The organism is Paenibacillus lacisediminis, assembly GCF_046567315.2.
The window spans coordinates 142,455-163,200 of the sequence record NZ_JBKIAX020000013.1; the positions used below are offsets into that span (position 1 = coordinate 142,455).

Below are 20,746 nucleotides of genomic sequence, written 5' to 3' on the forward strand. Positions count from 1 at the left end.
TTCCATGGCTTATTCCACGGCGTTGTCGCAGGCGGTTTCCATATTGCTTTATATTCATGGGATCTCGGAGGAGCCGTGCGCGAACTTTTTATCGACCAAGGTCATTTCCGAGCAATTGAACATTCCCGTGCCGACCACAGTCAAAGTGATTCGGAACTTGAGCAATGCCAAGCTTACGGTGACCAAGGAAGGGGCAAAAGGCGGCATTATGCTGGCCAAGCCTTTAGCGGAAATCACTCTGCTGGACGTATTTTTGGCGGTGGAACCGGGCAAGCCCTTATTCAAGCTTCATACGGAAGTGGCGGTACAAGGCAAAGATACCGAAATCGCCGCAATCCAGCAAAAGCTGAGCGGCCACCTTCAAGCGGCGGAGCAGTCGCTGCGGCAGTCGCTCGCGGAAGTTGGATTAATTGATTTGATGGAATAAAGACAAGGACGGCCAAGCGGAATGGAATTCCGTCCTTTTTTTGCTCATAACTTTATATAATTTATATATAGAATATTAAGTATATTAAGCGTTTTGGGAAGGCGGCCAATTTTGAGATCGGGCATCTCGAGCATTTGCTGAGTCACGCGAAAATCCCGCCGATGATTAATCAGATCGAGACCCACCCGGAGTTTGCACAAAACGAACTGCACGAGTATATGCTGAAACACCGGATTTTGCACGAGGCCTGGGGGCCGCTCGGTCAAGGGAATAAAGCGTTACTGGAACATCCGGTCTTGCAACAAATCGCGAGCCGGCACCAAAAATCCGTGGCCCAGGTCATTTTGCGCTGGCATCTGCAGCGGGGAATCATCGTTATTCCGAAATCATCCAATCCGCAAAGAACCCCCGGGAACAGCGAAATCTTCGACTTCGAACTCATATAAAAATATGACTCAACCTGATAATCAGTTCTTGACAGTCAAGCCGGCAAACGGTCGTGGCAATGCCTGAAGGGCGTTGAAGCCTTGAGGACAGGGAAAGTCGGTGGGTTGGTCGGCAGATCAACATCCGTTGTCCGGACGCTTTGCACGATTATCCCGTTTGATCAGGAAGTAGAGAAGAAGATAAATTCAGGAGAAAGAAATATATTGGGGGAAGGATGTTTTGGAGATAGGTGGATATGTTTTTGAGAAACAGACATGTTCTAGATCATTAGATAGGTTTGGGAGAAGGAGGTTTAGGAGAAGTGAAGCAGACCTTACGAAAGGGATGGGGCAAGACATCAGGAAAAATGAAAAGACCGTGATCTTGCTGCTGCCTGAATCCGTTTACAGCAACGTCTGCACCGTTCAAGCACTTCTATCAGGCTGCAGCCGCAAGGGGCTGGTTCGGTTGGCGTGTGATCAGCCGGCGGTAGGTGAGCACCGGCATCGCCACACACATCAGCAGCAACTTCTGCCGCATCGTTTCTTCCTCTCCTTGCAGGCGCAGCCGGCGGCGTCCGGTGTACTCATTCAGATACGCCTGCAGATGCTTTAGTCCCAAGGCTACATATGTACTCTTCAGCGATTCCCACGCCTCTCTCACCACTCTCCGCAAGGGCGCGTATAACCTGTAGGCTAGAGGGAACGACTGTACCGTCGATATACGGACATCCACATGCCCGTTGATGAACGCATCGAGTTCGTGACGGTTTGCCCTTTTTTCGCCTCCCCGCTTATGCGGCACCAGGCGGATTTTGACCTGCTCCGGCTCGCCCGACTCCGTTACCGTGCAGCCGGCTACGACCGCCGAGGCGTACGGATGCGTAAGCTGACACTGGGACTGATTACGCCCATACTGATCGCTGTTCACCTTCACGTCTCCAGAGAGCAGCTCCCGGGCATCGAACTCCCCCACGGCATGGCGTATTTTGTGCAGCATCAACCAGGCGGTTTTGTAGGTGACCCGAATCACCTGGCGCAGCCGCATCGCCGAGATGCCGTCAGGGAGCAGGAACAACTCCAGCGCCTGGAACCACTTCAACAGGGGCAGATGCGTTCCTTCAAAAATCGTGCCGACCAAAAGCGATGTTTGATGCTTGCACTTTCCGCACTCGAACAAGGGGATATGCCGGGAGGTCAGGTGGCTGCACCGGATGTGAGCGCAGCGCGGGCAGACGAAGCCGCTTGGCCACTTCATCGCGATCAGCGCCTCCATGCAGGCTTGCTCGCTGTTATAACGGCTGTTGAATGGTTGAAGATCCGTTCTCGCATTGACTTCCATATCTGCTCACCTCCCAAATCAAGAATATACGAACATAAGTTCCATTTTTTTATTATACCAAACATGCGTTCCCTCATCAAGCCGAAAATCTCACCTGAACTGCCTCATTTTTTCCCCTCTCTTTTTCTTCTCACTTTTTTTGAAACCCTTGCTCTAGCCCCCTACCCCCTGTTCCCTGAAAGAAAGGGATAATCGTGCAAAGGCAAGCAGCAGGCAGGAACACCAAGACACGAAGCCAAAAATATTTTTATAAAAAGGTATAAAAGTACCTACCTTTATATTCTATTATATGTTAAATAATAGAATACGAACCATCGATTTCATATGAAGGGGGATAGCTATTTCGAATCGGCTAATCTATCACTTTTGAAAAAGAAAGGATGATTCGATGATGTCCACACGGCGAAAATGGTTGTTAGCGCTTTTGTCAGCAATGTTAACGGTCTCCCTGACCGGAACCGCCACGGCCTTGGCCGAGACGCCGCAGAGTTCGGCGATCATGCAAAGTGAAGTGTCTATCCAAGCCTCATTGTCCGACATGCCTGCGTCACTGAGGCCCTCCATTGAATGGGTGTACAAAAATCGCATGTTGAAGGAAAATTCGGTAGGCCGCAAAAATTTGATTTTTGACCAAATCTTTGCCGGCAAGGGAACGATCAATTATGTGGTCCGCTGGCAGTCGGCGAAAAATTTGACGCTTCAGCAACGTCAAGATATCGAAAGGATGCTGGGACGCCAGTTGAACAACTGGACGAAACATCTTAAGGGGTATGATGGATGGCCTTATGGTGATATCCCGGTTAAAGTGGTGGGCTGGGCCGTCGCCAATCCTGCGCAAATTCTTAACAAACAATCAAATGAAATCGTTTACAATCAAACGATCGTGGATGAGCTTAGCAGAACCGATCCGCGTATTCCGGCGGCTCTGCCTGTCGCTCCAAGCGCGTTGTCGCGATTCGATCACTTTACCGACCCGAATTATGCATATCCCGGAGGATTGGACAAACGGTTTGACATGTATTTGTGGGGTACGACCAATTTTGGCGGCGGCGCTGGAGGTGACTGGGGCCAGCGTATGTCGGACGATTATATTTTAAGTACGGTCAACAACAACGAGATTCAGATTACGGAGCATGAGATCGGCCATGGGTTCGGTATGCCGGACTTCTATGGAGAGAATGATCGTCCGCCGGGAGGATTCCCTGTACCGACGATTATGTGGGCGGGCAACTCAGCGAAGATCACGGATTGGGATGTATGGCTGCTTCGCTATACCTGGAGCCAGCTCAAGCAGGATTCGCAGCGGTTCCGCATGTAAAAGGTAAATCATTTAGCGCTCGTCCCTTGCGGACGGGCGATTTTTTGCGTTCATTGATGAACATTTCATTCCGTGCATATGCGTATCGTAATCCACTTATAATAAGGAAAATTTTTGACAACGGAAGCGCAAGATGCAATAATATCTCTGGCAGAGATATTATTGCAAAAGGCGAGTGATTGGTCATGCAAATAAAAGATGATGACAGTGGGGGAATGAATGCGCATCAGGCCTCGCCTGTTGAGGAGAAATTCGAACTTACGCCAACCGCATGGACGATTTTAGGCTTTCTTGCTCTGCAGTCACGAAGCGGTTATGAAATTCGCGAGGCGGCGAAGCGGTCGGTCGGTTTTTTCTGGGGAATCAGTGATGGGCAGTTATACCCTCAATTGAAGGTGCTGGAGGCTTTGCAACTGATTGAAGCGAACGGCATCGAAAGCCCCAGGTCGCGGCAACGATGGCGCCTTACGGACAAGGGCCGGGAGGCTTTGCGCCAATGGCTATCCGCTCCATCCGCACCGATCCAGATCCGGGATGAGAACCTTGTCAAATTTTTGTTTGCCAGCCAGGAAGGTCCGGAATGGCTGATCCGTTTAATCCAAGAAAGACGAGCCAGCTTCGAATGGTTCCTGGCCCAGGTTCAAGAAGTCCAGCCAGGCAGCTCTTGGGAACATCCCGGGGACGCGTCGGCCCTTGCAGGTCCGTCCATGCTGAAGCGCTATGGCATCGAATTTGCGAAAATGATGCTGAACTGGTGCGATGAGGCCGAAGCAGCGTTTTTCTCGTCGTCGGAAATTCAGCAACCACAAGCGAAAAAGGAGTAACCCTATGCAAACCAACCAAGAAGCGCGTTCCACGAAACCGTCGGCAGTTACGTTTGTGCAGATTCTATTTTATCTTGCTGCCCTTCTTAATATAGTTAATGGGATCTTCTCGTTCGGCAGTCCGGGAATCGTCAAAAAAATATTGTGCATTGCCATGATTCTGTTTGGGATTGCGGCCGTTTTTGTAGCGTATCGTCTGAACCTTCCCGAGGCATCCCGGCGTCAGACGGCCGTTGTTCTATCAGGTGTTCTGATCGCGTTGCGGATTATCGAGTTTGCCGTTTGGGGAAGCATCGGATTTTTGCTGGGCGTTATCCTGCCGGTCATCGTCATTTGGAGATTGTACAGTTCGGAAGCGAAAGCGTGGTTTCGTTAAAGAAGACCGGTAAAACGGGCGGAATGATATTCCGTCCGTTTTTTGCTATATAGAACATCGAATTGTGTCTATTCTTTGTCGAGTTTTTGTAGAGTTTGCAGTGATATGTTGGAAATACGCACTGTGTAGGATTGGCGCATTCTTCCATATATACAGTGTGTAATAACAAAGATGCTCGAAGGAGGGGAGACGACTAAGCATTAATCAGCGTCCCGCACACCAGCGGCCCTTATTCGGTCATCTGAAAGGGCATAAGTTTCGACGATGCGAAAGGGGTGCTGGGGCAAGCAAATAGCGTAAGGAGAGCTTTGACAATGAAACGAAGAGGTCGTGTAAGAACATCTTTACTATCTTTCTGCTTGGCGGTAGTGATCGCCTTGCAGTCAGTGACGTTCTCTGCTGCAGCCTATGCGGAGAACGCGTCAGACGGTTTCGGGACGGCGGCCGAACCGTCGTCGGTATCTGAGGCGGTGTACGCTGCGCCGGACGAATCGCCGTCAGTACCTGAGGCGGTGTACGCTCCGCTGGTCAATTTTGCACTGCTGGCGGCAGACCCGAAGGACAAAACGGCGGTGTTTATGGAAGCTAATTCAACCTTTCCGCTGAAGGTGACGCAGGGAACTGACATTGCCCCAGGCGGCACCATCCAGGGCAGACAGCCATTCACGCTTAAATCGGATGGTCTCAAGGTGCCGGTGAAGGGCGATTATGCAAATACGCCGGATGAGAATGACACTACCAAGTACATTCAGAAGGGCGACTCGATCGAGCTGAAAAGGGATCCCTACTTCAAGGAAGTGGTGTTGCCAACAGCTACCAAAACCTTGATGGCAACAACTGAATTTGGTCCGAAACAGCTTGGCATCGCCTATTTCACCCCGGATAGCATCAAGATTGTATTTAATGGCGACGATTGGTTTTTCAATGGTGTTGGACGAGCGGTTACCTTTGGCTTTGAAACAACTGCCAATTCGGATGTAACAGGCTTAGGTTATAACGAGTCAAAGCCTATCTCCATTTTCGGGGGAGCGTACCAGCTAAAGAACCCGGACATTACGCCGGCGTACAGCATCAACTTGACAGGAAACAACTGGCCAAAGAATGGGAGCTGGTCTTGGTGGTATGTGACCGTGCCAGCTTATCAAGATGGCCATTTGACCTTCCAGTCAACTCCATCCTCTTTTGATGTGCTTGATGCAACAATCAAGCTGCCGCTAGATGGGATGACGTTCTATACGAAGCCTTCCGATTACCGTATGGTCTATGTACCGGGATCCTTCATGGTAAACGGCACTACGGTAGAGCCAACCATTGATGTAGATGGCAGTCTGAGCTACATCTTCCCGGCAGGAACGGGGGTGGATCCAAAGGTTGAGTATCAAGCATGGTTTCATAAGGATGTGTATTATAAAGAGTACCGGGGCGTGGGAATCGATCCCGGTCGAGGTGGCGGACAGCGTTTTGACCCAAAAGTAGAACTGAGGGATGCGAGTGCTAATGTAAAAGCCAGTGCAGCACGGGAAACGTGGGTTGCACCCGACTGGATTCAAGCATCCGCCTCGTATGACCATCCGAATGAAACCATTACATGGACAGTCGTTGTGAACCAATATAACAAACAAGGGTTAAAAAACTTTACCATTACAAATGTACTGCCTACAGGGCTGGAGTTTACCTCGGCCACATGGCAGACATGGGTGAATGGTGTGGCATCTGGAGTAAAATCGATTACTCCGGATAATGACAGTGTTTACTCCTTTGGGGATATTGACGGTAAAGTTCAGCTGATCATTAAGTCTAAAGTGAACGAAGGTTCAAGTTTCAGAATCGACCCACGTGCTAACTGGAATTTGGATACACCAGGCGGTATTCAGAACAATGATGTAACTACCGGAAAATATCCTGCTGCAGTGACTGACGAGGCAATTGTCACCATCGGGGCGCACACTTTTACAAAATCAGGCTCTATTTCGATGGAGGATTATAACCTAGGTGGTATCACGTGGACCGTTAATCTAACTCCACAGTATGCCCTGCCTAATGCGGCGGTATACGATGTGCTGGTGCATGGCGGAGATTTGAACGTCTTGGACAACGCTGTGGATGAAACCGGCGAGGTGAGCGCGGAAACGATTGCGAAAATCAAAGCAAATGTTAATACTGCGCAGCTTTGGAAGAAGTATCATGCGGGAACCTTGAAGGGTGTGACCAATGCAACCGGCTTGACCATGAAGGCTATTCCTTTAACCGTGAACGGTGAAGTCGTGGCGGATTTGATCAAAGTGACCGGATACACCGACAAAGCTGCATCCTTCAGTTTCCGTGCACTTGAGACCAACCCAGACGTTCTCTTCAGGCAGGATATTAACACAGAGAAAACACGCTGGAATCGTGCTTTGCTCTTTGACGGCGAAACCGTAAAACAAGTGCAAAGCAGTATAAACCTTCACCTGCGCATGCTGAACAAGGACATGCTTACGGCATCCTATCCGATTAAGATGGACGGGACGGCTGACACATGGTATATCCCGAACAACGTTAGCCGCTATGTCGGTTATGACAGCTCATCAAGCGGCGACGAATACACCTTAGCTGGTTATGACCGGACAACCAAGACGGTCACCTTCCGCCTAGGCGTCAATATGCCGGGCTACAACACGGTGGAAATGGCGAAAGACGGCGGAAGCCGGGTCATAACCAATGTGAAGCTGGTGGACACCTTGCCGGAGGGCTGGGAATTCGTTCCTTTTGAAGATGGAAAGGACTATGAGCTTTATAAGGGCTATTCGGACAATGGCAGCGGCACCGGCTATGGGGTTCGCAACAACGCTGTGTCAATCATCGGTCCGAACGACCCTGCTCATGTGGTGAGTTTCTCCCATAGCGGCAACGAAGGCACCTTCGCTTTCTCCAAGTTGGAAAGTCCTTATGTTATTCTGGTAAAGGCAAGGCCTTCCAATGCGGCTCTGGAGAAATATTTGGAGGAATACACCACCAACGGCACAGACAGACAGGTACTGTATAACAAAGCCGACCTGCATATGACATGGGGCGGAGTGGAGAAGGTTCTCACCGAACAGCGCAAGGTTATTGTACCTATTCAGACCCTGGGCAAGTCGGTAACTAAGCCAGTTCCAGGGGTGCTGGAATGGACGGTGAACTATACCCCGCCATTCAACATGGAGCAGGGCGTTTATCTGCAGGATACCCTAGGTGCAGGTATGAATCTGCGCTATGAAGAAAACGGAAAGCTTGTACTGACAGCGCCTAGTATGGCAGTTTATCCTGCTAAACTGACGGCCAGCGGTGCTCTGGAAAGAGAGGGCGCAGCGCTGAACCTCAGCGACCCGAATAGTGAAGTTCAGGTAGAAGCTGCACCAGGCGCAGGAGGCACTACAGTTCTAAAATTCAAAATGGAGTACCCTAATAAGTTTTACCAATTTGTGTACCAAACCGAGGTTGATCCTTCTAAAGCGAAAGCTGGCGACAAAATGGGCAACGAGGTAAAGCTGATGGGCGATGATAAGCTGAAATCTGTCAGTGCCAGAAGTGAAAGCACGCTGGACAGTTCAGACGTAGCCGGCAGTTCAAGCTCCAATGCCCTGCTGCCCCTGAAAAAGGTGGATCCCAATGGCAATCCGCTAAAGGATGTAGAGTTTACGCTGTATAAGAAAGACGACGGAACGCAAATCGCCAAAGGAAAAACCGGGGCTGATGGCAAGCTCAATCTGCTATTCCCGAATCCGGGGTATTATGAGCTGAAGGAAACCTATATTGATACCAATACATGGCTGCCAACTACAAGAATTTATCAGGTATATGTAGGAAATACGCCAGGCAAGCCCATCTGGGTAGACGGCGTGACAGTAACCTCTGACAATCCGCTGGTCGTGCCTACTCCGGCCCAAGGTAAGCTCACCATCAGCAATAAGGTGGAAGGCAACGGCAGCGATCCGAACAAAGAGTTCGAATACACCGTGACCTTCACCGGCGAAGGCAAGGATGGAGAGTACACCTATAAGAAGCCGGATAATACGTTTGGCACGATTAAGAGCGGAGACAAGATTACCCTCAAGCACGGGGAATCTGTGACGCTCCCGGCATTGCCTGCGGATCTGGTCTATACCGTAACCGAGGCCGATTATACAACCGTTGACGGTTACACGACTGAGCCGGAGACGAGAGAATATTCCGGCACAATTGTGAATAAAGGCGACCACAAAGCGGATTTCGTCAACAAGCGAAACGTTCACAATCTGATCGTCAGCAATACCGTCACGGGGATCGGTGCAGAGCGGGACAAGCCGTTTAAGTACACGGTGACCTTTGACGGTACAGGTAAGGGTCAAACCTACAACTATGAGCATTCAGACGGTAAGACGGGCACGATCACTTCTGGTGGTACCTTCGAGCTCAAGCATGGTGAGACCTTTAAAATTAAAGACCTTCCCGACAACTTGAAGTATACGATCACCCAGGACGGTTACAAGAACGACGGCTACGCGACCACCCCTGAGACATTGGTTGATGAGGGCGTCATGGCGGGCGCCGATCGCAAGGCGGACTTCTCCAATGAACGGACCGTCAACAAGCTGACGATCAGCAATACGGTCATGGGCAACGGCGGCGACAAGACGAAGGAGTTCGAGTACACCGTCAGCTTTGAGGATACAGGCAAGGATGGAAGCTACGCGTATACGAAGTCGGATGGCAAGACGAGTACACCGGGCACGATCAAGTCTGGCGAATCCTTCACACTTAAGGATGGAGAGACGCTGGAAATTGTGGATCTGCCTAAGGATCTGAAATACACTGTGACTCAGAAGGACTACACAACTGACGAATACGTGACCACGCCTGAGGAACGGCATTATACCGGGGTCATGGTGGGCAAAGATGAAGTTGCCCCGTTCACGAACGTGCGAGTCATCGAAGGCGGCCTGATCATCAGCAACACGGTTAAAGGCAAAGACGACGACAAGAAGAAGCCGTTCACGTACACAGTCACCTTCACAGGCGAAGGAGCGGACAAATCCTACTCCTATGAGAAGTCGGACGGCAGCAAGGGCACGATCACGAGCGGAGACACCTTCGAGCTTACAGATGGCCAAACGTTCGTTGTGCAAGGACTTCCGACGCATCTCAAGTATTCGGTGACCCAGGGTGATTATTCGAAGGACGGCTATGTGACGGATCCTGAGAGTCTCGAACGCACAGGCACCATTCCGGAGAAAACAGTGGCAGAAGCACATTTTGTCAATACCCGCCCGTATCTGGAAGGCGTGCTGCGTGACAACAACACAGGTGAAGTCATTCCGAATGCGGACATCACGGTGACCGATCTGAAGACAGGCAAGGAAACTCAGACGAAGACGAATGAGAAGGGTGAATATTCCGTCCCAGCCGCGGCCGATACCGACTATACGATCACATATACGAAGCGGTATCAGGTAGGCGGGAAGGATGTCCCTGTCGAGTTCACGCAAAAAGCAAATGTGGACGGCAGCGTGACGGACGAGACCGTTCCGGCCGACATTACGGCGGTAGGGATCGTTCTGTTCAAGCAGTTGGATGGAACAAGAGAGCTATTCAACGATTCGCTTACCAGCCAGATGCATATCTATTTGAAGGACAAGGACGGCAATTATATTCAGGAGAACGGTCGTCCTAAGGCGTTTCCGATGGCTTCGAACGGCACTTTCTCCGTGGAAGGGCTAAGCGAGCAGAAGTACACCATGGAAGTTCGCTATCAAGCTGAGGACGGTCAGGAACTGCTCTTCAAGGTGACGCAACTAGACGTCAAGGCTAACGGAGAGCTGAATATTTCCGAGGAATTGGTCGACCCTTACGGTACGGTTTATGATGAGACGACAGGAGATGCCATCACCGGCAAGAAAATTGAGGGAGCCAAAGTTACACTGTATTATGCGAATACGCAACGGAATATAGATAAATTGCGCATTCCGGATACGAAAGTAACGCTTCCTCCGGTTCCGAATTTTGCGCCGCACGACAACAAGAGCCCGGAACAAGATAGCGACGGAAATGGCTTCTATGCGTACATGGTGTTTCCTGAAGCGGATTACTATCTGATCGTAACGAAGGACGGATACGAGACGTACAGGAGCGATACGATTTCTGTCGATTTTGACGTCATACATCACGACGTACCGATGAAGCCGATTAGTTCCGGCGGCGGCAGCGGTGGCGGTAGTGGTGGCGGCGGCGGTGGCGGAACTGGACCCGAGCCAGAGCCTGAACCGGGCAAGCCCCAGCCGCAAAATCCTGTGCCTGGCAATGGAGATAGTAGAAGCGACAATGACGTCGATGTAGCTGACAACGTCGACACTCCAGTTGACGACAGCAACACCGAAACCGGCAACGTCGACATCCCAACCGGCGACGGCAATGTCGACATTCCGAGCGACAATAACAACACCGAAGTCGGTAACGTCGACATTCCGACCGACAACAGCAAACCCGAAGTCGGCAGCGTCGACATTCCAACCGACAACGGCAACAACGAGCTGGACGATGTTCCGCAAACCGGGGATAACAGCGCACCGCCAATCTTCTATATGACTTTGGCGCTGATGTCCTTGATTACGATCGGACTTTGTCTGCTCAGCAGCAAGAAGAGAAAACACATCCAGTAAACCGGAAAGGCGGTAAGAAAATGAGTAAAACTAAAAAATTTCTTATCGCCTTTTCCTTACTTCTGTTGGTATTTTCTCTAGCCGAACTTGCGAGAACATTCCTGCAGGATTATGCCGAACGGCAGAAAATTGTAGAGTTGTCAAAAGTTTGGGGAGAAAAGTCGGGCAAAGATGGAGGGGAGGCACTCCCCTCCTCTTTGATCATGAAGGCGGGCAAGCCGGTCATGCTTCCCGAATTTCGCGAGCTTTACAAGAGGAACCCGGACATCGCCGGTTGGCTGAAGATTGACGGGACCCGAATTGAGTACCCGGTCATGCAGAATCCACAGGATGCGCAGTTCTATCTCAATCATGATTTCGATAAAAAGAAAAACAAAGGCGGCCTCCCCTTTTTGGATGAGCACAGCCGGATCAACGGTTCGGGCATTTTGCTGATTCACGGACATCACATGAAAAGCGGCTGGATGTTTAAAGACTTGATGAAGTACAAGAAAGAAAGCTTCTATAAGGAGCATGCAACGTTCCAGTTCAGTACGCTTTACGAAAAGGAAGAGTATGAGATTGTTGCTGTAATTCTGTCAAAAGTTTACCGCAAATCGGACGACGTTTTTAAATACTACCAGATTGACAACGTAAGTACGCCCGCCGAGTTCGATTCGTATGTACAGAACATCAAAAAACTCGCTCTTTACGACACAGGCGTGACAGCCCGGTATGGCGACAAGCTTATTGTACTGTCCACGTGCGAGTACTCGACCGACAATGGCCGGTTGGCGGTGGTCGCCCGAAAGCGTAAATGACGATATATACAACAACCGCTGTCGGCTATGCTGCTGACGGCGGTTGTTTTTTGAATAAATGTTAGTTTACCGCTTGTTTATTACGCTGCATTATGCTAGGTCACGGCTCTAACTGTTGCACCTGTTTCAAATATGCAGTGACGTTTCTGTCATCATCAAGCGGATACTCGTAATTCAACCGTTCCGCCACCTCTTTAGCCGTGCTGCGAAACAAATCCAATGCGGCAAACAAGGCGCGCCAGACTGCTGCATATGTCCCATCCGGATAAGTGGACGTCAATGCCAGCCAGTTCTGATTCGGCAGATATTTTTCCAAATACTTGCCGTTTTTCCCTGCACTGAGAGAGAACCCGGTGTCCAGACCAACCTTCCACTCCAGCATTTTGATCAGCATTGGTCTTACATACATGTTTAAATGGTCCATTGCGTATGTCATTTCTCTTCTCCACAAGCCTTTGGCCACATAGGTGGAAACCCACCAAAATTCGTTGCAGCAATCTGCGTAAAGAGCGGCTGACGGGCGCTTCACCCAGTAATCTTGATCGGTTGGCTCCGGCAGATGCGGCAAAGCATGATCCTTATCCAGCAGGACTATGGATAGTTTGTCACCATTATTCCAGGTTTCTTTTTTCTCGACAGGACAAAGGGTAAGATCGATCCGGTTGCCATCCGAATACAACATAAGATAAGAGTAGTTCCCATCCAAATCAGGCGGAATCAGCTTCATGTCTTCCGGCGTTTGCATGATGATCCGGCTTCCGAAGCAGTCGACCCAATGTTTGTCCCTGATAAAAGAATTCATGTCCGTAACCAGAAACACAATATCGTAATCCTGAAACCTATCTCTAGGAACGTTCGGATTCGTTCGCGATCCGTTCATCCCGACCGCACGGACCCGTTCATCATTTCTTGCGTAGTCCAGAATCAATTGCATCATTTCTTGTTCGCTTCTCATCTTAGACCCAACCTCCTGTTTTTTTATTTGGATGTTGTTAATAAGAAGGAGGGCGGTCCGCGGATTCGATAGGAATAAAGCGCTCTCCTGAAAAAACGTTACAATTTATCCAACTGCTTTTTCATAAGTTGCTGCCTCCCTTTTACTTAACTAATACGTAATATTCTATCACAGAGGGGAGCCCGCGTATTACTGTTAAAAATCGGACACAAACCGTAGCCGTTTCGAGCAGTGTCACAAATCGGCGCCAGGTGAGGGGGCTGTCTAAAGGGTTCATGTCTTGGTGTTCCTGCCTGCAGCTTGCCTTTGCACGATTATCCCTTTCGTTCAGGGAGCAGGGAGCAGGGGGTTAGAGCAAGGGTTCCAAAAAAAGAGAGAAGAAAAAGAGAAGGGGAAAAAATGAGGCGGTTCAGGTGAGATTTTCGGCTTGATAAGGGAACATATGTTTGGTATGATGGGATAAATGGTACTTATGTTCGTGAATTTTTGATTCGGGAGGGAGCGAACATGGAGATCAATGCGGGAACGGAACTTCAACCATTCAGCAGCCGTTACCACAGCGAGAAGGCCTGCATGGAGGCGCTGATCGCGATGAAGTGGTCAAGCGGCTTCGTCTGCCCGCGCTGCGCTCACACCCGGTGCAGTCGTCTGACCTCCCGGCGTATCCTCTGATTCGAGTGCGGAAGGTGCAAGCATCAAACGTCGGTTTTGGTCGGCACGATTTTTGAACGAACACGTCTGCCCCTGCCCAAGTGGTTCAAAGCGCTGGAGTTGTTCCTGCTCCAAGAAGGCATTTCGGCGATGCGGCTGAAGTTACTGTGCATGTGCGCGATGATTCCGGCGATCCCTTACCGCCGGCTGATCGCGCGCCAACCGAGCCAGTCCATTGCGGCTGCGGCCTGATCGAGACGCTGGAAACGGTGGGGGAGTTTGATGCAGATCAACTAATGGGTACCTGATTAAACGGGATAATCGTGCAAAGTCTCCGGACAGCGAGCGTTGATATGCCGCCCACCCCACTTCCCTATCCTCAAGCTGATTTTTGCTCTGCAAAAGTCGAGTTATCAACCCCTGGTTTTTGCCGGGCTTATTTTTTCGGCCGGCTCAGCCCTTGCCTGATCTTTCCCACGGTCAGCAGCAGTAGGGGAAGGCCCAACATGTTGACGGGAAGCGCGACGGGAATCCAATAATTGAGTAAGTAATGGTTGACCGCTTCGGCGACGTTCTGCGGAATCAAGGCGAAAAGAAGGACAACCGGCGCGATGAACCAGATCATGATTCGCCAATTTTCAATATTCAGAAATTGCGCCGTCCCGTAGCTGGTTATGAACAAATAGATCGCCAGTTTGATGAATACGCTGGCGAACCAAACGATAATCGGCAGCGGATCGAGATTTTCGATAAATCCGAATATCGATATTTTTCGGGACATTTCAAAAAAAGGGTACCACATTTTGGAGGTTAGCGTCACTCCGATCGTCGTCGTAGCTATCGTCATGGCGATCAGGACGACAAACACGGCCACAATCACCGCTGCGAAGGCGTACCGCCCCCCTTTGCGCGGGGTGGTCAAAAAGCAAGCAAGCATAAGATACTCTACGGAGTGCCCAAGATAGGAGGCTGGGGCAAGCGAGCCTTTGAATATCGCCGCGATGCCGCTGTCCGCGTACACGGGGAGCAGGGAATCCAGGTGCACGTTGTTGATGCTGGCGAGCAAGGTAAGGAATACCATGATGATGACGATGGGGCCGAGAATCTCGCTGCAGCGGGCGATCGATTCAATCCCCCCGGAATAAGTCGCATAGATGATCAGGGCAAGCATAATCAACATAATTGCCCAACTCGGTGTCATCGGCAACATCATGACATGGATGACGTCGTTAAATTGCCGCAAAACGATCGGGAGAATGGTGTACCATTGAATGAAGTAAATCAGAATAACCGCTTTGCCCAGCCATTTTCCCAAGAGGGTCTGGGACATTTGAATTAAATTCTGGTCCGGGTACAGCAGTGTCGTTCGAGTGGTTATCAAGGTAACTACAAACGTAATGCAGCCGGCAACGATAATGGACATCCATATATCCTGCCTGGCCGCGGTTACGCTGGGGGTTAACGTCATGATTAAGGTCATTCCCATAGCCATCAAAGTAATCATCCAGAAAACCTGCATGCCGGTTACCTTCATGCCAACCATCCTCAATTTTATTGTTAATCGCGTTTGATAAGATGTCCGGCAGCCTGCGTTCTTCCGAACCGCTCGATTCGGACATCGATGTTCACTTCTACCGGAATCGTTGAGTACATCACATCCCATTGCTCCTTCAGTTTCTTCCAGGTATAAGGGTGATCGGTATGGACCTTCCGGCCGAACCCGAATATATCCGATTTAAATTCCTGCTGTGAAATCGAGACAGCGCTTTCCATCGCTTTTTTCAGTTCGTCTTCATATTTCCTTTCCAGGCGATTGTGTACCTCCGAATTGGTCATGTCGAGTTCCGTATCATTGGCACTGATTATGCCCGTTACCGTGAGGTGAACCGTGATGGCGGGTTTCTCCTCGATCATTCGGGTGTGAATGTCCCGCTTCACCTTTAAGACGTTCATATTCACGGTTCCTTTGTATTCGGGGTTCGGGGGCTCGAACTGTACCGCCCAGCTTAGCGCATGGATATTTTCCCGAAACAGCCTAAACGCTTTCTGCTCGTCTCCGGAAAGAAATCCCACCAGCTTGTTACTGCGGTAAGCGGCAATCTTGTCTAGTTTGAAGGTCGGATTTCCGGTTGCGTCCTTTGTTAGCTGGATGCCCGCCGTTACCGGAGATTTCCCGTGAGCGGCAAGCGCATCCAAGAACTCATCGGCTTTGACGGCCAGGGTAGAATCGTTTTTTAAAATGTTGTTTATGCCGTCGGCGGGAATTTCCTCGAGCAGGTAAGGGGTGCTGAGGACCTCTTTGGCCGTCGTTCCATAAGCGGTTACGATATAACTGTTATACCTGCTTTCCGGGGAGCGCATCAACGTATCCAACACCTGGTTTAATCCGTGTCTGCCGAGGCTTTCGCCGATGACGATCACTCTCCGGAGCCCCAGTTTGATGGTCCGCGACAATTGCTGCTGCTCCTTGTTCAGGGTGTCGATGCCGTCCTTTCCCTCGTCCGAAAGAACTACAAACGACTTTTTTCCTTTGGATTGCACGGGAGTTGGAAGTCCGATCGGCAAGGCGATTTGCAAGGAAGTAACCAGTTCCCCGTTTTCCGCCAGATCGAGACCGGAAGCCATAACAAAAGCAAGTTCGTCCATCTCCTTGCGGTCCCAGCATCCCGTAAGCATGGCGAGACAGCACCATAAAGCCGCGAACGTCAAGGCGATTCGGCGAAAATTCATTTCTTCTTCAGCTCCAATTCCTGCCCGATGCGGCGTTGCCGCTTATTAAGTACCTGCCAGGGGGCTCTAAAGAAAACATCGAGTAAACCAGCCCAATGAACCGGAGCAACAGGGGACAGGTAAGGGACGCCGAAGGACCGCAGATTGGTCAAGTGAATCAGAATGGCGATCAAACCGGCCCCGAATCCGTAAAGCCCGAATGTCCCGGCACAAATCAGCAGCGGAAAACGCAAAAGGCTGACCGCCTGGTTTAAAGTCGGATTGGGAATCAGAAACGAGGCGATCCCCGTCAGCGACACTACAATAACGATGGGCGCCGATATAATGCCGGCCTGTACGGCTGCTTGTCCGATGACCAGCGCGCCTACGATGCTGATGGTCTGCCCTACGGGACGAGGCAGGCGGACACCGCCCTCGCGAAGCGCCTCGAACGTGACCTCCATCATGAGCGACTCCATAAGTGCAGGGAACGGAACAACTTCCCGCGATGCCGCAAGAGTCATCGTCAACGAGGACGGGATCATTTCGGAATGATAAGTTGTGACTGCTACGAAGATGGAAGGCAGGGTAAGAGCCAAGAAAGCAAACAAATACCTCAACATACGCAGCATGGAACCGAACAGGAAATTGATGTAGTAATCCTCAACCGTCTGGAATGCGAACCAGAACGTCACGGGCAGGATCAGCGCAAAGGGCGAGCCGTTTACAAGCAGGGCTACTTTGCCTTCGATCAGCGAGGCCGACACGGCATCGGGCCGCTGGGTCGACTGAATCAACGGAAACGGAGACAGGGGATGATCGCTGATCAACTCTTCAATATACCCGGAGGTCATGACACTGTTCATCTCGATTTTGGCCAGCCGCCGCCGGACCTCTTCTACTATGTTTTGAGCTGCCAGGCCGTCGATATAGACGATCGCTACTTCGGTTTGCGTTGTCGTTCCCAAGACGATGTTCTCCATCTTAAGCTGCGGCGTCCGAACAGTATGGCGAAGCAGGGCCATGTTGACATCGATTCTCTCGATAAAGCCGAGCCGCGGGCCGCGAATTACCGATTCTGTGCTAGGTTCTTCCAGTTGCCGCTGCAGTTTGTCCCTGATCTTGATGGATAATGCCTGCCTGGAAGACTCGAAAAATAAGACGACCTCGCCATTGACGATACTTCCGACGGCTTCCTTCAGATTCGATATCGTATTCATTGCGACAATCGATGGCAGGTGATGTTTCAAGCGTTCAATCAACTGCTCCGGGGGTTCAGCTTCCTTGGGATCCAGCTTCATTAACGGCATTAACAACCCTTCGTCCCAAAGCGTATGATCGACCAACACTTTGAGATACACCGCCAAGCAGGGAAGTGAATGAACAATATAAAATTTCCGCGTGACCAGATCGGCGCAATGCATAAAATTCTGTCTGATTGCCGCTTCGTTGAGGACGAGACTGTCCGAAAGCGGCACGTCGGGAGTCGGGTCGATCCCTGACAGCTTTTTTGCCAGGCGCTTCGATAGACGTGTGTTTTTCAACAAGCTTCACTCCAATAGGTTCATGCTTAGATAGTAGGGTATCCTGCTTCTTCCAGTTTATTCAGGAACAAAGCAAACGGCCGGTGCCAAAAGACACGGCCGGAGAAGCGGGAATAAATTCCCTGTGAGGCATGCATACTTCAACCATAAGATTTTGGAAAAGAGGCGGGAAAAAGGAGATGAAAAACTTCGGCAAGGCGATCGTTTTTTTGGGTATAGTCGCATTATCGGGCGTTGTTCTGTATTTTTCCGTGACCCTGCCGCCGGACTAGGCGAAATATTTGGCCGCAAGCTTTTCGGCCGTCCGGGTGGCCAGCGCCTGGGTCGTCAGCGTCGGATTCGGACCTCCAATTCCGTTGAAGTGGACGCTGTTGTCGCCAATATATAGCCGTTTGACCTGATAAGCTTCGCAGTTCGTGTCCACGACGAAGCCCATCCGCATGGTGCTTTCCAAATGAAGCTGAAAGGCGAAAGGGGTATCGGAGCGGATGATTTTTTTGGCACCGGCCGCTTTCAAGGATTCGCAGGCATATCTGGCCAGCTGGTCGCGCCTTTGCAGCGTTTTTGTACTCGGGGTGTAATACACGACCGGGACTGGCCCGTTCTCGTCCTTTAACAGCGGGTCTACTTCGACCCGATTGCGATAAAGCGTTTCGTCATCCGTCAGCAGCAAATAAGTCATCGTCCGGCTATAATTTGCCATCAATTCTTTTAGTTCCGGTCCAACCACTCGTCCGCGTATATTCCAAGGGGCTTCCGGTTCCGGATCCCTCAAGGCGTCGTAACCGGCTTCACTGAAACCGTAAGTCAGGAAGGACATCAGCCCCGGACTGAGGCAAGAGACCTGAAAACACCCGGTGCCGGGAATATCGACTCTGGCGCCGGACGTATGCCCCATATATGGATAGACGGCCGGTAATCCCATGATGCTCAACAGATCCTTTTCGTCGAATACGCCCCCGACCCAATCGAAGCAATGATTCGTCAGTCCTCGGCCCACCCACGCATTATAAGGCAGCGAAGAGTTCAACCAAAGCCGCGGCGATTCGATGCACCCAGCCGCCATGACCACCGCACCGGCCGTAAGCTCCCCGACTTCGCCGGTCCAGGTGTCGCGGAAGCGTACGCCGATAGCCCGCAGTCCGCCCTGTGGATCGTGATCGGTCAATATTTTGGTCGTGAAAGAATTGGGCCGTATGGCAACACGTCCAGTTTTGAGCGCGAGCGGAATGTAGCTGACGAGCGTTCCCCGTTTGGCAATCCGGTCGACCGATGGCCCGGCCGTGCATCCGTTGACACAATGCCCCTGCAGATTGCACCCTTCCAGCTCGTTGAGCTGCTCCAGTGTATAATCGGGATTCATCAAATTCGCGTTCGGAGGCAGGATCGCATTAGGGTTTGGGCGGTAACCGGGCGTTACCACATCGAGCGTCGGGTTGAGCTGCCAGCCCGCTTTTTTCACCCCATAATAAAACAATTCCTCCTTAGGCGTCGTCGGCGAGAAATTGACGGGCAAGGTCGCTTCGACCTTCTCGTAATATGGAATCAGTTCCGTGTAGCTGATCGGCCAGACGTTGTCCACGGCCAGCGGGAATGCCCGCGGCGATTGGCTCCAGTAATGTTGCGTCGTTCCCCCGACTCCCGCTAACTGCCAGATATCGCCTTTTTGGCGCATTACCCGGTGCCACGGCGCGCGCCGCCGATCGGCCGGTCCGAAGCGGAAAACGCCCGACACCACATCGTTCATGTTGTTTTCGTAGCGATTATAGATTTTTTTATAAATCCCCACGTCGAGATCGCCGAAGCTGGAACTCCACTCTCCGCCGCGATCGCTGTTCGGTTCGGGCCATTTTTTATTCCCATAAAAAGGACCGGCCTCCAGCACAAGCACGTTCAGACCTTTTTCCCCGAGCTCCTTGGCCGCGACCGCACCGCCGCCCCCGGATCCGATAACGATGACATCAGCGTCGTACAATTTCGTATCCTCCTTCATGCCTGACGATGAACAGCATAAATCCGCGGAATGCGCGGTAACCGGAGGAAACGCCCGGATATCCGGCCTGCCGCCACCCGATGGGAAAATGCTCCAGCCTGCGGCGGGTCGGGGTATCGAGCCGCGTCGTACCGTAGGCGGACCATTCCGAGTAGTTCCCGATCATCGTCCCCCGGTTCAAATAATCGATGATAAATTTGAGGAACCCGCCGTCGTCCCGGTAGGGGGGAGGCAGCAGGCCAAGATCGAACCGGAGCTGCTCAAGCAAGGCGAGGACCCGGATTCGGTCGGCGGGAGCGAGGGCGGAGAACGGACTCACGGCCCAGACGGGAACCCGCGGTGCATCCGGCGCACCACCGCCGGCTACGAACTGAACCGCCCCCGTGTTCAGCATCCGTGCGGTGGAGGCGGATAGCGGGAAATCGGTCCGGCTAATACCGAACATAAGTGCCAGGGTATGGTCGAGCTCCCAAATCAGGTATTCGTGAGCGTACAGTTCGGCGGCGCCCGGCGCTTGCAGCGGCCCCAGAACCGGCGTGCTCGGGATGATCGCTTTCACAAGCGCACGAAAGGTTTCATAAGTGCTCCGATCGGCAAGGGCCGCATACGATTTTGTCGTTTGCACAACAATAAGCCTCCCCTGATACTCAATTTTAGATATTGTTCCCCTCAAAATTTTATTGAGCAGCCAAGCATAATATGATGGGGCTTTGATGCGGCTCCCGG

General features: G+C 51.3%; 14 protein-coding genes and 1 pseudogene. 8 read left to right on the top strand and 7 right to left on the bottom strand.

Annotated features, from left to right (window positions below):
• Positions 1 to 4: 4 nt before the first annotated feature.
• Positions 5 to 427: an RrF2 family transcriptional regulator gene (locus ACLD72_RS22775; RefSeq protein WP_411002909.1), complete on the top strand. Its 423-nt coding sequence runs from the start codon at positions 5 to 7 to the stop codon at positions 425 to 427.
• A 116-nt stretch (positions 428 to 543) separates the two neighbouring features.
• The gene (locus ACLD72_RS22780) at positions 544 to 873 is read left to right on the top strand and encodes an aldo/keto reductase (protein WP_411002929.1); all 330 of its coding nucleotides are present in this window, start codon (positions 544 to 546) and stop codon (positions 871 to 873) included.
• Positions 874 to 1,291: 418 nt separating this feature from the next.
• Here the strand turns inward: ACLD72_RS22780 and ACLD72_RS22785 are convergent, their stop codons facing one another.
• A complete protein-coding gene (locus tag ACLD72_RS22785; protein WP_411002910.1) occupies positions 1,292 to 2,194 on the bottom strand; it encodes a transposase in 903 nt (300 codons plus the stop codon).
• A gap of 433 nt (positions 2,195 to 2,627) precedes the next feature.
• Here ACLD72_RS22785 and ACLD72_RS22790 point away from each other — a divergent pair, with 433 nt between their 5' ends.
• From ACLD72_RS22790 to ACLD72_RS22810, 5 genes are all read left to right on the top strand, one after another.
• Positions 2,628 to 3,512: a dockerin gene (locus tag ACLD72_RS22790; protein ID WP_458476170.1), complete on the top strand. Its 885-nt coding sequence runs from the start codon at positions 2,628 to 2,630 to the stop codon at positions 3,510 to 3,512.
• Between the two features lie 185 nt (positions 3,513 to 3,697).
• On the top strand, positions 3,698 to 4,336 hold the full coding sequence (locus ACLD72_RS22795; protein ID WP_411002913.1) for a PadR family transcriptional regulator: 639 nt from the start codon (positions 3,698 to 3,700) through the stop codon (positions 4,334 to 4,336).
• Between the two features lie 4 nt (positions 4,337 to 4,340).
• Complete coding sequence (locus tag ACLD72_RS22800) at positions 4,341 to 4,712, top strand: hypothetical protein (RefSeq protein ID WP_411002914.1); 372 nt, start codon at positions 4,341 to 4,343, stop codon at positions 4,710 to 4,712.
• Between the two features lie 314 nt (positions 4,713 to 5,026).
• The gene (locus tag ACLD72_RS22805; protein ID WP_411002915.1) at positions 5,027 to 11,368 is read left to right on the top strand and encodes a DUF7601 domain-containing protein; all 6,342 of its coding nucleotides are present in this window, start codon (positions 5,027 to 5,029) and stop codon (positions 11,366 to 11,368) included.
• A 20-nt stretch (positions 11,369 to 11,388) separates the two neighbouring features.
• On the top strand, positions 11,389 to 12,168 hold the full coding sequence (locus ACLD72_RS22810; protein ID WP_411002916.1) for a class B sortase: 780 nt from the start codon (positions 11,389 to 11,391) through the stop codon (positions 12,166 to 12,168).
• Positions 12,169 to 12,268: 100 nt separating this feature from the next.
• Here ACLD72_RS22810 and ACLD72_RS22815 read toward each other — a convergent pair whose 3' ends face one another.
• Positions 12,269 to 13,123 carry an aminoglycoside 6-adenylyltransferase gene (locus ACLD72_RS22815; protein ID WP_411002917.1) on the bottom strand — a complete coding sequence of 285 codons (855 nt, stop codon included), beginning with the start codon at positions 13,121 to 13,123 and terminating at the stop codon, positions 12,269 to 12,271.
• A 507-nt stretch (positions 13,124 to 13,630) separates the two neighbouring features.
• Here ACLD72_RS22815 and ACLD72_RS22820 point away from each other — a divergent pair.
• Positions 13,631 to 13,933 (top strand): annotated as a pseudogene (locus ACLD72_RS22820) (transposase); the annotation flags it as partial.
• A gap of 277 nt (positions 13,934 to 14,210) precedes the next feature.
• Here the strand turns inward: ACLD72_RS22820 and ACLD72_RS22825 are convergent.
• The 5 genes from ACLD72_RS22825 to ACLD72_RS22845 all read right to left on the bottom strand — a co-directional run bounded on the left by ACLD72_RS22825 (position 14,211) and on the right by ACLD72_RS22845 (position 20,645).
• Positions 14,211 to 15,308, bottom strand: coding sequence for a GerAB/ArcD/ProY family transporter (locus ACLD72_RS22825; RefSeq protein WP_458476171.1), 1,098 nt, complete (start codon positions 15,306 to 15,308; stop codon positions 14,211 to 14,213).
• Between the two features lie 23 nt (positions 15,309 to 15,331).
• A complete protein-coding gene (locus tag ACLD72_RS22830) occupies positions 15,332 to 16,504 on the bottom strand; it encodes a Ger(x)C family spore germination protein (protein ID WP_411002920.1) in 1,173 nt (390 codons plus the stop codon).
• Entirely contained in the window at positions 16,501 to 18,027 is a 1,527-nt protein-coding gene (locus ACLD72_RS22835; protein WP_411002921.1) for a spore germination protein, read from the bottom strand. The genes ACLD72_RS22830 and ACLD72_RS22835 overlap by 4 nt, the downstream gene beginning before the upstream one ends.
• A 268-nt stretch (positions 18,028 to 18,295) precedes the next feature.
• Positions 18,296 to 20,020 carry a GMC family oxidoreductase N-terminal domain-containing protein gene (locus ACLD72_RS22840; RefSeq protein WP_458476172.1) on the bottom strand — a complete coding sequence of 575 codons (1,725 nt, stop codon included), beginning with the start codon at positions 20,018 to 20,020 and terminating at the stop codon, positions 18,296 to 18,298.
• A complete protein-coding gene (locus tag ACLD72_RS22845) occupies positions 19,989 to 20,645 on the bottom strand; it encodes a hypothetical protein (protein ID WP_411002923.1) in 657 nt (218 codons plus the stop codon). The genes ACLD72_RS22840 and ACLD72_RS22845 overlap by 32 nt, the downstream gene beginning before the upstream one ends.
• Positions 20,646 to 20,746 lie beyond the last annotated feature (101 nt).